The sequence below is a fragment of the Cupriavidus sp. USMAA2-4 genome (assembly GCF_001854305.1).
GTDB classification, from domain to species: domain Bacteria; phylum Pseudomonadota; class Gammaproteobacteria; order Burkholderiales; family Burkholderiaceae; genus Cupriavidus; species Cupriavidus malaysiensis.
Window position 1 is genome coordinate 3881864 of sequence record NZ_CP017748.1, and the last position, 12572, is coordinate 3894435.

A 12572-nucleotide genomic window follows, 5' to 3' on the forward strand; every position below is an offset into this window, starting at 1 on the left:
GGACGCCCGGCGGTGGCGCCAGGCTGTCAAGGGCAGCCGCTCAGCGGCACTCGCGGATGGTGACTTCGATGCCGCCGAAGCGTGCCGCCACCCAGTTATAGGCCTTGCAGGCCAGCCACAGCAGGCCGAAGCCGATCAGCGCGTTGAGAATCAGGGCCGTGAACACGGTGATGCCCGGCAGATCGCCGTAGCGGACGAAGGCAACGAACAGGCCGAGCGAGACGATGGGCACCGAGAAGCACAGGTATACCAGTACCAGCGCGCGGGCGGTCTTGACCGGGTGGAGGTAGGCAATCTCCTGATTCATGACAACAGGCTGTAAACGAGTGAGGTTGCGCAAGTGTAGCGTTTTGGGCAGCGGCGCGCATAGCCCGGCTCCCGGAGGGGGGGCATATCCGGCCAAAGCGACCGCGCGTGCGGCCAGACTGGTGCGCAAAAACGACACTGCGCCCCGGGGCGAGGCAGGAAGCGCCGGTTGCCGGCCTCATACCAGGCCGTCGAACAGCACTACCTCGACCGTATCGCCGGCGGCCACGGCCCCCTGTTCATGGGCCAGCACGATGAAACAATTGGCCTCGCTCATCGAACGCAGCACGCCGGAGCCCTGCTGGCCTGTGGCCCTGACTTCCAGTCCGCCATCGGCGGCCGGCGCCAGCACGCCGCGCTGGAACTCGGTGCGGCCGGGTTTCTTGCGCATCGCCTGGGCGCAGCGCACGCGCAGGCGCGGCGGCGTCGGCGCATCGGTGCCCATCATGCGCAGCAGCGCGCCGCGCACCATCTGGTAGAAGGTCACCATCACCGCGACGGGATTGCCCGGCAAGCCGAACAACAGGGCCTCGTGCGCGCCGGAGGCGATGCGGCCGAAGGCCATCGGCCGGCCGGGACGCATGGCGATGGACCAGAACTGCACGTCGCCCAGGCGTGCCATGGTCTGCTTCGTATAGTCGGCTTCGCCGACCGAGACGCCGCCCGAAGTGATCACCGCATCGGCGATCTCGCAGGCGCTGCGCAGGGTGGCCTCCAGGGCCTCGGGATCATCGCGCACCACCCCCAGGTCGATCAGGTCCACATGCAGCCGGCGCAGCATGCCGTGCAGGGTGTAGCGGTTGGAGTCGTAGACGCAGCCGGGCTCCAGCGGCTCGCCGATGGAGCGCAGTTCATCGCCGGTCGAAAAGAAGGCGACGCGCAGGCGGCGCCGAACCGCGACCTCGGCCACGCCCAGCGAGGCCAGCAGGCCAAGATCGACCGGGCGGAGCAGGCGGCCGGCCGCCAGCGCCGCCCGGCCACGGGCCAGGTCTTCGCCGCGCAGGCGGCGGTTGGCTCCGCGGACCACGGCGCTGGCGGAGAAGCGGATGTGGCCGTCGGCAGCGTCTTCGACGAGTTCCTGCGGGATCACCGTATCGCATCCCGCCGGCATCAGGGCGCCGGTCATGATGCGCAGAGCCTGGCCGGGTGCCAGCGGTGCGTCGCCGCGGCTGCCGCCAGCCAGCGCCGTGCCGGCCACCGGCAGGGTGACGAAGCCGTCCGAGGCCCCCTCCGGCCGGTCCAGCGCGTCGCCCGCGAAGGCATAGCCGTCCATGGCGGCATTGTCGTGGGCCGGCACGTCGAGCGGCGAGATCACGTCCTCGGCCAGCACGCGGTCCAGCGCGTCGCGCAACGCGACCCGTTCGACACCTCCCACTGGCCGGGCCGCTTCGGCGAGCAGGCGTTGCGCCTGGTCGACGCGCAGCGCGGCGGCGTCGTGGTCGGATTGGCAGGAGGGGAGGGGGGGCAAAGACGGCATCGGGTTTCGGATTGGGCAGGTGCGACGAGCGATCAGTCCGCGGCGCAGCGGCCGAAGGCCTGCAACTCTTCCAGGGTGTTGAGATTAGCGAAGGCGAGCGGGTCGTCGAACACGACCTCGGTCAGCCGGTGTGACGCGGCCCAGGTCTCGACCTTGCGCCCGCCACCGGACAGGTAGGCCAGCAGGCTGTCGCGCGCCGCCACCGGCAGCAGGCAGAACACGGGTTGCGGCTGGCGCCTGCCTTGCGCATCGCGTGTCACGGCCATCGCCAGTTCCGCGCCGGTCGAGGCCAGGCCATGGGCGAGCCGTGCTACCAGGTCGGTCGGCAGCCGTGGTGTATCGCATGGCGCCGTGACCATCCAGGCGGTGCGGCACTGTTCCAGCCCGGCTGCCATGCCGGCGAGCGGCCCGGCGAAACCGGGCAGCGAATCCGGCACGACGACCAGGCCGAAGTCCTGGTATCGCTCCAGGTTGCGGTTGGCATTGATCAGCATCGCCCCGGTCTGGGGAGTCAGCCGCGCCTGCACATGGCAGACCAGCGGGATGCCGTCCAGCAGTTGCAGCCCCTTGTCGACGCCCCCCATGCGGCTGCCACGGCCGCCGGCGAGGATCAGGCCGGTGACGTGGTCGGGATGGATCATCATGCGTGTGCGATGGTGGGGCGGTGGCGGGCGGGGTCAGCCGCCGATATAGGACATTTCGATCTTGCGTTCCGCGCGGGCTGCGCGGATTGCCGGATCGCTCCGCTGCTCGGAGTAGTTGTCCGTGCGCTGCTGCCATAGCGCCGCGATCGCGTTGGCGATCTCCAGGTCGCTGCGGCCGCTGCGGAGCAACTCGCGCAGGTCATGGCCTTCGGTGGCGAACAGGCAGAGGTAGAGCCGTCCCTCGGTCGACAGCCGGATGCGGCTGCAATCACCGCAGAAAGCGTGGGAGACACTGGAGATCACGCCGATCTCGCCCGCACCGTCGCGGTAGCGCCAGCGCTCGGCCGTTTCGCCCAGGTAGTTGGCCCCGATCGCTTCGAGCGGGAAGGCTGCGTCGATGCGGCGCACCACTTCCGCGGAAGGCAGCACCTCGTCCATGCACCAATGGTTGCTGGCGCCGACGTCCATGAATTCGATGAACCGTACGATCACGCCGGAGCCGCGGAAATGTGCCGCCATCGGCACGATCTCGCTATCGTTGACGCCACGCTTGACCACCATATTGACCTTGAGCGGTGCCAGGCCGGCAGCCTGCGCCGCCTCGATGCCGGCCAGCACGTCGCGCACGGCGAAATCCACGTCGTTCATGCGCCGGAAGGTGGTGTCGTCGATGGCGTCGAGGCTGACGCTGACGCGTGTCAGGCCGGCATCGCGCAGGGCCCGTGCCTTGCGCGCCAGCAGCGAGGCATTGGTGGTCAGTGTCAGGTCGAGCGGCTTGCCCGAGACGGTTTCGAGACGCGCCAGCATTTCCACCAGCTTTTCGATGTTCTTGCGCAGCAGCGGCTCGCCGCCGGTGAGCCGGATCTTTTCCACGCCGTGTGCAACAAAGAGCCGGGCCGCCCGGGTGATTTCCTCGAAGCTCAGCAGCTCGGCATGCGGCAGGAAGGTGTAGTCCTTGTCGAAGACGTCCTTCGGCATGCAGTAGACACAGCGGAAGTTGCAGCGGTCCGTGACCGAGATGCGCAGATCGTGCAGCGGGCGCCCGCGCCGGTCGGAAAGCAGGCCGGTCGGCGGGACCAGTTCGGCCGGGATGCCGGAGGCCATCGAGCGATAGCGATGCTCGCGCAGGTCGAGGATGGGGATGACGGTCTCGGTCATGGCCTGGGGGCGGGGCTCGCGGCTCGGGGCCCGGGCGGTGTGCCCCGGTTCCCGCCGCGATGACTTGATGCCGTCATTCTAGCCGAGCGCGCAGGCGCCACGTGTTGCAGCGCGCCGGAAGGGAAAGGGGAGTGCGGCAGCCGGCCCGGACAGCTTGCCGGCAGGGGAAAAGAAAAAGGGGACGGCTTCCCGTCCCCTTCGGGCCGCGGTGGCACGCCGCCGCGGCATTGCCCTTGCGACTGGCGACTTACTGGTGCGCGGAAGAGATCATTTCAACCTGATTGCCGCCGGTTTCCACCAGGATCATCGGACCCTCGGGCAGCGGAGGCAGGGGTTTGCGCTCGCGCGGCACCCGCGGCGCGGGCACGATGCGGGCGGCGGCCTCCTGGGCGGCACGGTACTTGTCGCTGTCGGTATGGACCCACTGCAGGCCGGCAGCAGCCAGCATCGGCTCCAGGTTGCCCGGCGCAGCGGCCTGCACGGCAGGGGCGGGAGCCACGACGGCAGCCGCCGGCGCAGCTTCCACGGCCGTGACCGCGGGTGCTGCTACGGCAGCGGCTTCCGGTGCCGGGACGGCGGCGATCGCCGGTTCGGCCACCGGTTCGGCCACCGTCGTGGCCGGTGCCGGCTGGATCGGCGCGGCGGCTGCCACCGTGACGGGAGCGGGCTCGGCATGGGCCGGCTCGGTCAGCGGAACCGCTGGCGTGGCATTCGCAGCGGCTTCGACGGCTGCATGCTCGACTGCCACCGGAGCGGACTCGGCTGCCGCTGCCGCTGCCGCGATTGCCGGTTGCGCGGCAGCCACGGTTTCGGCCACCGGCTCGACGCGTGCCACGGCGACTGCCTCGACCTGCGTCACCGCGGCGGTGGCGACTGCGTCCGCCTCCGCGCCAACTGCGGCCAGAGGCGCCGGCGCCGCACCGACGTCGCCGGCTTCACCAGCTTCGCCATTCTGTTGACCGTCCTCGCGCTCGCGGCGATAGCGGTTGCGGCCGCGGCGGTTGCGGCGGCGGCGTTCTTCGCCCTCGCCAGCCTCGGCCGCTTCAGCGCCTTCGGTGCCTTCCGGCAGGTCGAGGCGTGCGCTGTCCTCGGCTTCACGTGCCGCAGCGGCGGTGCCGGGCTGGGCTGAGAGGCCCTCCGGCACGGCGGCAAGTGCTGCGACTTCCTCGGCGCCCTCGCTCTCGCGGGCTTCGCCGCGTTCGCGCTGGCGGTCACGGTTGCGCTCGCGACGTTCGCCGCGTTCGGCCCGTTCACCGCGTTCCGAGCGCTCGCCACGCTCACCCCGGTCGGGGCGCTCGCCGCGCTCGCGGCGTTCCTGGCCGGCTTCCGCCTGGCGGGAGGCCGGTGCGGCCTGGAGGTCGGCCGGCTGGCGCTGCGGACGCGGCTGGCGTTCGCCCTTCTGCTCCGTCGCCGGCCGCTCGCCGCGTTCGCCGCGCTGGCCGCGGCCACTCTGGCGTTCGCCGCGCTCGGCGCGCTCACCGCGATCGGTGCGCTCACCACGGTCTCCGCGCTCGCCGCGCCCACCCTGGCCACGCTCACCCCGTTCGGTGCGTTCGCCGCGCGGCCCACGCTCGCGGCGGCCTTCACCGGTGCGTGCCTCGGCGGCCACTGGCTTGGCGGGCTCGACGGCCGGGGCTGCCGGCTTGGCGCCGAACAAGCCCTTCAGCCAGGCGATGAAGCCACCGCTGGCGACCGGCTGGGTGGCAGGCACGGGCGGCGCAGCAGGCACTTCCTGGCGCGGCGCGCGCTCGGGGCGCGGCGTCGACACCGGGGCCGGCTGCTCGGGCGTGATGCCCTTCACCGCGGCTTCCTGGCGCGGCTTGGCATCTTCCTTCTTGCGGCTGCTGTAGCTGGTATCGGCTTCCAGCTCCTTGGCGGCGGCCTCGGCCATCTTGTAGCTGGCCATGCTGTCCTCCAGGCGCGGATCGTCGTGGCGCAGGCGTTCCAGCTTGTAGTGCGGCGTCTCCAGGTGCTTGTTGGGGATCAGCAGCACATTGACCTTGAAGCGAAGTTCGATCAGGTTGATTTCCTGGCGCTTCTCGTTCAGCAGGAAGGCGGCCACCTCCACCGGTACCTGGCAGTGGATGGCGGCGGTGTTTTCCTTCATCGCCTCTTCCTGGATGATGCGCAGCACCTGCAGGGCGGACGATTCCGTATCGCGGATATGGCCCGTGCCGTTGCAGCGCGGGCAAGTGATGTGGGAGCCTTCCGACAGCGACGGGCGCAGGCGCTGGCGCGACAGCTCCATCAGGCCGAAGCGGCTGATCTTGCCCATCTGCACGCGGGCGCGGTCATGGCGCAGCGCGTCCTTCAGGCGGGTTTCCACGTCCTTCTGGGCCTTGCTCGACTCCATGTCGATGAAGTCGATCACGATCAGGCCGCCCAGGTCGCGCAGGCGCAACTGGCGGGCAATCTCATCGGCCGCTTCCAGGTTGGTGCGCAGCGCGGTTTCCTCGATGTCGGCGCCCTTGGTGGCGCGGGCCGAGTTCACGTCCACGGAGACCAGGGCCTCGGTGTGGTCGATCACGATGGCGCCGCCGGACGGCAGCATCACCATGCGCGAATAGGCCGACTCGATCTGGTGCTCGATCTGGAAGCGCGAGAAGAGGGGGACATCGTCGCGGTACTTCTTGACCCGGTTCAGGTTGTCCGGCATCACCACGCTCATGAAGGCGCGGGCCTGCTCGTAGATCTCGTCGGTATCGATCAGGATTTCGCCGATATCGGGCTGGAAGTAGTCGCGGATGGCGCGGATCACCAGGCTCGATTCCAGGTAGATCAGCAGCGGGGCCCGGTTGTCGCCGGCTGCGCCGTCGATGGCCTTCCACAATTGCAGCAGGTAGTTCAGGTCCCACTGCAGTTCCTCGGCCGAGCGGCCGATGCCCGCGGTACGGGCGATGATGCTCATGCCTTCGGGCACGGTCAGCTGCGCCATGGTCTCGCGCAGTTCCTGGCGGTCCTCGCCCTCGATGCGGCGCGACACGCCGCCGCCGCGCGGGTTGTTGGGCATCAGCACCAGGTAGCGGCCGGCCAGTGAGATGAAGGTGGTCAGGGCGGCGCCCTTGTTGCCACGCTCTTCCTTTTCTACCTGGACGATCAGTTCCTGGCCTTCGTGCAAGGCATCCTGGATGCGTGCATTGCGCACGTCGATGCCTTCCTTGAAATAGGCGCGGGCGACTTCCTTGAACGGCAGGAAGCCGTGGCGTTCTTCGCCGTAGTTGACGAAGCAGGCCTCCAGCGAGGGCTCGATACGGGTGATCACGCCCTTGTAGATGTTGCCCTTGCGCTGTTCGCGCCCGGCGGCCTCGATGTCGATGTCGATCAGCTTCTGGCCATCGACAATCGCGACGCGCAGTTCCTCTTGCTGCGTCGCATTGAAAAGCATGCGTTTCATCGCACTACCTCGCTCCAATGCCGCGCCAGGCACCGGCATGCGGCGCCACGCGGCGTTCCGTGAAGCACGCTAGGGAGCGAGTGGGGGTGGGAGAATTGCCGGGAGTGCCGGCACGCCGATGGGCGTGGCCGGCTGGGCGCGGGTGAGGAGAGGCCACGGCGTCCTGGCGACGGCCGCGGGGGTGAGAGAGGGCCGGCGGCTGCTCAGTGCAGCATGCCGGCGCAACACCCTGCTTGCTGGCGGCGGTTGCCGGGCAAAGCGCGCCGGCCATACCGCGGCCGGCCGCGGTATGGCCGAGACGCGTCAAAGAGCAATTTGTCGGGCACGACAATGCTTGTCCGCATGCTGACATCTCCTGGCGGGCGCACCTATACCTTCTTAGAGTTCTGCGACCGGGCGCCGGTAATACCAGCCAGCTGCGAGGCAAGCCTGCCGGCCGGCACCGTTAGCCGGTGCGGACGGGACTTCTCTCACCAGAGCGGATGCCACGGGCATCCGCCATCAAATTCTGTTCTACCTGAACACTCAGTTCCCACGTGACCGCCCAGATTGCCGAAGCCGACTTCGGTCGGCTTCCTGCGCGCGGACGGTTCCGTGCGTGCTGCTTTTTTGCCACCATTCGCCGGCCTGGCGTTCGCGGGGTACGCAAATCGACGTGAGGCCGGCCGGGCTGGCGGCAACCCAAAGTGTAAAATGCGATAAATCGCCTACACCGGATTACGCTGCCGGTCCTTGGGCCGGAACAGCGAGGAAATTATATTGAAAATGAATGAGTTACGCCATCAAATTGAAAAAGAGGCGCAGGCGCCCGCGATGGGGCCTCAGGTGGCGTATGTGACGGTTGGCGAAGAGGCCGATGGCCAGCGCATCGACAACTACCTGCTGAAGTCGGCCAAGGGCGTGCCCAAGAGCCACGTTTATCGCATCCTCCGTTCCGGCGAGGTGCGGGTCAACAAGGGGCGCGTCGACGCCACTTACCGGCTGAAAGCGGGAGATGTGGTGCGGATCCCGCCGATTCGCGTGGCGACTGCCGCACCTTCCACCGCCTTCGTGCCGCCGGCGAGCTTCCCCGTCCTGTTCGAGGATGCGCACCTGCTGATCATCGACAAGCCGGCCGGCGTGGCGGTCCATGGCGGCTCCGGCGTCGCCTTCGGGGTCATCGAACAGTTGCGGCAGGCCCATCCGGAAGCGCGCTTCCTGGAACTGGTGCACCGGCTCGACCGGGAGACCTCGGGCATCCTGATGCTGGCCAAGAAGCGCTCGGCGCTGGTCGGCCTGCACGAGCAGATCCGCGGCAATGCGCTCGACAAGCGCTATTTCGCCTGCGTGGCAGGCGAGTTCGCCAATGCCCGTCAGCATGTGAAGTTCCCGCTTTTCAAATACACCACGCCCGATGGCGAGCGCCGGGTGCGGGTGCAGGCCGACGGCCTGGCCTCGCATACGGTGTTCAACCGGGTCGAGGCCTTCTCCGGCTTCACGCTGCTGGAGGCCGAACTCAAGACCGGCCGTACGCACCAGATCCGCGTGCACCTCGCCCACTCGGGCTTTCCCATCGCGGGTGACGAGAAGTACGGCGACTTCGCCTTGAACAAGGCGCTGGCCCGGGCCGGGGCCCGGCCCGGATTGCGGCGCATGTTCCTGCATGCGCACCAGCTGACCTTCGCCCATCCGTCGACCGGCGAGGCGATCACGGTGCGCGCGCCGCTGCCGGCCGAGTGCCAGGCCTTCCTGCAGCAACTGCGCGAACAGGCGGGGCGGCCCGGCTGAGCACCGGCTGGCTTGCGGCCGCTACCGAAAAGAACAGAACGACAGACGAGGACACCCAGAACCATGCCCCGGCAACGCTTTGACCTGATCGTGTTCGATTGGGACGGAACCCTGATGGATTCCACACCGACCATCGCCAAGTGCATCCAGCTTGCCGCGCGTGATCTGGGCCTGCCGGAACCGGACGATCGTGCGGCCGCCCACGTGATCGGGCTTGGGCTGAAGGATGCGCTGTCGTATGCGGTGCCGACGCTGGACCCGATCGACTATCCCCGGCTGGCGGAGCGCTATCGCTACCATTTCCTGACCCGCGACGCCGAGCTGGTCCTGTTCGCCGGCGTGCGCGAGATGCTGGAAGCGCTGCGCGCGGAACACTATTTCCTGGGCGTGGCTACGGGCAAGACCCGCGCCGGCCTGCAGCGCGCGCTGGCCGCCACCGGCCTGGAACGCTTGTTCGACGCGACGCGCTGCGCCGACGAGACCTTCTCCAAGCCGAATCCCGCCATGCTGTTCGAGTTGACGCGCGAACTGGGCCAGGAGATGGCGCGCACCGTGATGATCGGCGACACCACGCACGATTTGCAGATGGCGATCAATGCCGGCGCGGCGGGGATCGGCGTCAGCTATGGCGCCCATCCGGCCGATTCGCTGCAGGCGATGACGCCGCTGCACTGCGCGGCGTCGGTCGAGGATCTCAGCCAGTGGCTGCGCGGCCATGGTTGAGGCGGCGCGACGCCTGTGCGACGCGGCGGCGCTGGCGGAGGGCGGGGATGGCGTGCGTTTCACGGTCGAGCTGCGTGGGCGGGAGATCAGCGCCTTCGTGGTGCGCTTCGACGGCGCGGCCCACGGCTATCTCAACCAGTGCGCGCATGTGCCGATGGAGCTGGACTGGCAGGAAGGCCGGTTCTTCGAGTCGTCGGGCCTATACTTGATGTGCGCGACACACGGCGCCATCTATGCGCCCGACACCGGGCTCTGCGTGGGCGGCCCCTGCCGTGGCGCCGCGCTCGTCAAACTGCGGATCGAGGAGCGTGATGGCGGCGTGTACTGGCTGCCGGAGTTTCCCTATGCCGCACCGGCCCTCGCCGCGGGCAGCTAGACAATGCGTGCCGGCCTGCGCTGCCACCCCTATCCCTAGCCATCTCATAGAGCCATTGCATGACTGAACAGCAGAAGCCTCCGTTTGACGACGATGGCGCCGGCAAGCCCGGCGCGGAGGGAGGCGTGGCGCCGGACCAGGCGCGCCTGGAGACGGCCCGCCACGCCGACTATCCGCTCGAGGACGAGTTGCGCCAGGGCGATGCGGCTGCGCGCCGCGAGTCGGAGGAGCGCGCCGCCAGACTGGCAGGGGCCGGCGGCCCGGTCGGGGGTGGCTGGGAGCGCGATGTGCTGGAGAAGGTGCTGATGGCATCGCTGCGCGAGCAGCGGGCGGCGCGCCGCTGGCGCATCTTCTTCCGCTTCGCGGGCCTGGCCCTGCTGGTGGCGCTATTCCTGCTGGTGTTCGATTTCAAGGGCGATGGCGGCATCAGCACCAGCGGCCGGCATACGGCCATGGTTTCGCTGGACGGCGAGATTGCCGCCGGCACGACGGCCAGCGCGGAATCGATCAACACGGCGTTGCAGGCCGCCTTCGCCGACACCAATGCGGCCGGGGTCATCCTCAAGATCAATTCCCCGGGCGGGTCGCCGGTACAGGCCGGCATCATCAATGACGAGATCCGCCGCCTGCGCAAGCTCTATCCGTCCAAGCCGCTCTACGTGGTGGTCGAGGAGATCTGCGCTTCAGGTGGGTATTACGTGGCTGCCGCGGCCGACAAGATCTATGTCGACAAGGCCAGCATCGTGGGCTCGATCGGCGTGTTGATGGACGGTTTCGGCTTCACCGGGCTGATGGATAAGCTGGGGGTCGAGCGCCGTCTGTATACCTCGGGCGCCAACAAGGGCATGCTCGACCCGTTCTCGCCGGAAGTGCCGCGGCAGAAGGAATATGCGCAGGCCATGCTCAAGCAGATCCACCAGCAGTTCATCGATGTCGTGAAGGCAGGGCGCGGCGATCGCCTCAAGGAGGATCCGGACCTGTTCTCGGGCCTGTTCTGGACCGGCCAGCGCAGCATCGAGCTGGGGCTCGCGGACGGGCTCGGCAACGCCGACTACGTGGCCCGCGAGCTGTTCAAGGCGGAGGACATCGTCGACTACACGGTCAAGGAGAACCTGGCCGAGCGCGTTGCCAAGCGTTTCGGCGCCGCGGCTGGTAGTGCCGCCATCAAGACGCTGATGCTGGGTAGCCGCCTGCAGTCGGTGCAGTGACGAGGAAGGCGCGGTGAGGCGCGGCCGCCGCCGCGCCTCACCACTGGCCGCTGGGGGGATCAGGCTGCCAGCAGCGAGAAGATCGCCGGCCGCTTGTGCAGTTCCAGGCGCTCGGGCCGCCAGGCCGACAGCGGCAGCGTGACGATGGTCTCCCCGGGTTGGGTCAGGTCGACTGCGATCGACAGCAGTGTGGTGCCGGCACAATGCTGGCGCATGGCTTCCAGCAGGGCGCCATTACGGTAGGGTGTCTCGATCCAGACCTGGGTCTGGCGCGTCTTGCGGGAATGCTGCTCCAGCTCCCGCAGTTTCTGCGCGCGCTCGCCCGGATCGACCGGCAGGTAGCCGTTGAAGGCAAAGCTCTGGCCATTCAGTCCCGAGCCCATCACCGCCAGCAGGATCGAGCTGGGTCCGACCAGCGGGCGCACGCGCACGCCTGCCGCATGGGCCAGCCGCACCAGGTCGGCACCGGGGTCGGCCACGGCGGGTACGCCGGCCTCGGACAGCAGGCCGCCATCGCGTCCGGCCCGGATCGGTTCGAGCAGGTCGGCCAGGGCCTCGGCGCGCGTGTTGACGTTCAGTTCGCGGATCTCGATCTGCTGGATCGGCCGTGCCAGCGGCGCGGTTTCGCCCAGTTTCTTCAGGAAGGCGCGTGCGGTCTTGGCGTTCTCTGCGACCAGGTAGTCGAGCCGCGCGGCGATCTGCTGCACGCCGGCCGGGATCACGTCCGGCAGCGGGTCCGCCTCGTCGCGCTTGCCCAGGGTGTTGGGGATCAGGAACAGGGTGCCGCCGGCGTGGCTTGCGTCGGGTTGGTTGCTCATGCCGCCCTCACGCCTGGAAGAAGGGATAGCCGGCCGCCCGCAGCATGCCGGTGAGCGCGATCAGCGGCAGCCCGACCAGGGCCGTCGGGTCGTCGGATTCCACCTGCGACAGCAGGGCGATGCCCAGGCCCTCCGACTTGGCGCTGCCGGCGACGTCGTAGGGGTGCTCGAGCAGCAGGTAGGCCTCCAGCTCGGCGTCTTCCAGTGCGCGGAAGGTGGCCAGGGTCTGCACGTCGGCGAGCTGATGCTGGCCGGTGCGGCCGTCCAGCAGGCACAGGGCCGAGTGGAAAGTGATGGTGCGGCCGCGCATCATCTTCAATTGGGCCAGGGCGTTCTCGTGGGTGCCGGGTTTGCCGATCTGTGCGCCATCGAGCGTTGCCACCTGGTCCGAGCCGATCACCAGCGCGCCCGGATGGCGCGCGGAGATGGCCTGGGCCTTGGCCAGCGACAGGCGCAGTGCCGTCGCTTCCGGTGCTTCGCCGGCCAGCGGGGTTTCGTCGATATCGGGCGTGGCGACCTCGAAAGGAATGCGCAGGCGTTCGAGCAGCTCGCGGCGGTAGCGGGAGCTGGAGCCCAGGATCAGGGTGGGGCGCGTGCTGGAAGGCATAAGTCGTTGAGCGGAAAGAGGAAAGATGTGGGTGCCGGTTTTGACTCCGGGCGGAAACTCGACGTATAATCTCGCGTTTAGCCGCTTATGGCTC

At 68.7% G+C, this 12572-nt stretch carries 11 protein-coding genes; 4 read left to right on the plus strand and 7 right to left on the minus strand.

Annotated features, from left to right (window positions below; translation table 11 throughout):
• Nucleotides 1–40: 40 nt before the first annotated feature.
• The 5 genes from BKK79_RS17265 to BKK79_RS17285 form a co-directional block, all read right to left on the minus strand.
• Nucleotides 41–307 carry a hypothetical protein gene (locus tag BKK79_RS17265; protein WP_071014308.1) on the minus strand — a complete coding sequence of 89 codons (267 nt, stop codon included), beginning with the start codon at nucleotides 305–307 and terminating at the stop codon, nucleotides 41–43.
• Nucleotides 308–484: 177 nt separating this feature from the next.
• Nucleotides 485–1783, minus strand: a complete 1299-nt coding sequence (moeA, locus tag BKK79_RS17270) for a molybdopterin molybdotransferase MoeA (RefSeq protein ID WP_071038127.1) — start codon at nucleotides 1781–1783, stop codon at nucleotides 485–487.
• A gap of 32 nt (nucleotides 1784–1815) precedes the next feature.
• Complete coding sequence (gene mobA, locus BKK79_RS17275) at nucleotides 1816–2424, minus strand: molybdenum cofactor guanylyltransferase MobA (RefSeq protein ID WP_071016497.1); 609 nt, start codon at nucleotides 2422–2424, stop codon at nucleotides 1816–1818.
• Nucleotides 2425–2460: 36 nt separating this feature from the next.
• A complete protein-coding gene (gene moaA / locus BKK79_RS17280) occupies nucleotides 2461–3585 on the minus strand; it encodes a GTP 3',8-cyclase MoaA (RefSeq protein ID WP_071014303.1) in 1125 nt (374 codons plus the stop codon).
• A gap of 247 nt (nucleotides 3586–3832) precedes the next feature.
• A complete protein-coding gene (locus tag BKK79_RS17285; RefSeq protein WP_071038128.1) occupies nucleotides 3833–6979 on the minus strand; it encodes an Rne/Rng family ribonuclease in 3147 nt (1048 codons plus the stop codon).
• Between the two features lie 765 nt (nucleotides 6980–7744).
• Here BKK79_RS17285 and BKK79_RS17290 point away from each other — a divergent pair.
• From BKK79_RS17290 to BKK79_RS17305, 4 genes are all read left to right on the plus strand, one after another.
• Nucleotides 7745–8746 carry an RluA family pseudouridine synthase gene (locus tag BKK79_RS17290; protein ID WP_071014297.1) on the plus strand — a complete coding sequence of 334 codons (1002 nt, stop codon included), beginning with the start codon at nucleotides 7745–7747 and terminating at the stop codon, nucleotides 8744–8746.
• A gap of 63 nt (nucleotides 8747–8809) precedes the next feature.
• A complete protein-coding gene (locus tag BKK79_RS17295; RefSeq protein ID WP_071014295.1) occupies nucleotides 8810–9469 on the plus strand; it encodes an HAD-IA family hydrolase in 660 nt (219 codons plus the stop codon).
• Nucleotides 9462–9845 (plus strand): Rieske (2Fe-2S) protein, encoded by a 384-nt coding sequence (locus BKK79_RS17300; RefSeq protein WP_071038129.1) that lies wholly within the window; start codon nucleotides 9462–9464, stop codon nucleotides 9843–9845. Before BKK79_RS17295 ends, BKK79_RS17300 begins: the two co-directional genes overlap by 8 nt.
• Before the next feature lie 59 nt (nucleotides 9846–9904).
• A complete protein-coding gene (locus tag BKK79_RS17305; RefSeq protein WP_071038130.1) occupies nucleotides 9905–11053 on the plus strand; it encodes a S49 family peptidase in 1149 nt (382 codons plus the stop codon).
• Nucleotides 11054–11112: 59 nt separating this feature from the next.
• Here the strand turns inward: BKK79_RS17305 and BKK79_RS17310 are convergent, their stop codons facing one another.
• Together BKK79_RS17310 and BKK79_RS17315 are read right to left on the minus strand one after the other, a co-directional pair.
• Nucleotides 11113–11871: an SAM-dependent methyltransferase gene (locus BKK79_RS17310; RefSeq protein ID WP_071014289.1), complete on the minus strand. Its 759-nt coding sequence runs from the start codon at nucleotides 11869–11871 to the stop codon at nucleotides 11113–11115.
• A 7-nt stretch (nucleotides 11872–11878) separates the two neighbouring features.
• A complete protein-coding gene (locus tag BKK79_RS17315; RefSeq protein ID WP_071014286.1) occupies nucleotides 11879–12478 on the minus strand; it encodes a Maf-like protein in 600 nt (199 codons plus the stop codon).
• Between the last annotated feature and the right edge of the window lie 94 nt (nucleotides 12479–12572).

Excerpts from the sequence above, each read along its gene's own strand:
- BKK79_RS17305 (WP_071038130.1), top strand. The coding sequence starts at position 9,905 with ATGACTGAACAGCAGAAGCCTCCGTTTGACGACGATGGCGCCGGCAAG.
- BKK79_RS17295 (WP_071014295.1), top strand. The coding sequence starts at position 8,810 with ATGCCCCGGCAACGCTTTGACCTGATCGTGTTCGATTGGGACGGAACC.
- moaA (WP_071014303.1), bottom strand. The coding sequence starts at position 3,585 with ATGACCGAGACCGTCATCCCCATCCTCGACCTGCGCGAGCATCGCTAT.
- BKK79_RS17300 (WP_071038129.1), top strand. The coding sequence starts at position 9,462 with ATGGTTGAGGCGGCGCGACGCCTGTGCGACGCGGCGGCGCTGGCGGAG.
- BKK79_RS17290 (WP_071014297.1), top strand. The coding sequence starts at position 7,745 with ATGAATGAGTTACGCCATCAAATTGAAAAAGAGGCGCAGGCGCCCGCG.
- moeA (WP_071038127.1), bottom strand. The coding sequence starts at position 1,783 with ATGCCGTCTTTGCCCCCCCTCCCCTCCTGCCAATCCGACCACGACGCC.
- BKK79_RS17265 (WP_071014308.1), bottom strand. The coding sequence starts at position 307 with ATGAATCAGGAGATTGCCTACCTCCACCCGGTCAAGACCGCCCGCGCG.
- BKK79_RS17285 (WP_071038128.1), bottom strand. The coding sequence starts at position 6,979 with ATGAAACGCATGCTTTTCAATGCGACGCAGCAAGAGGAACTGCGCGTC.
- mobA (WP_071016497.1), bottom strand. The coding sequence starts at position 2,424 with ATGATCCATCCCGACCACGTCACCGGCCTGATCCTCGCCGGCGGCCGT.
- BKK79_RS17310 (WP_071014289.1), bottom strand. The coding sequence starts at position 11,871 with ATGAGCAACCAACCCGACGCAAGCCACGCCGGCGGCACCCTGTTCCTG.
- BKK79_RS17315 (WP_071014286.1), bottom strand. The coding sequence starts at position 12,478 with ATGCCTTCCAGCACGCGCCCCACCCTGATCCTGGGCTCCAGCTCCCGC.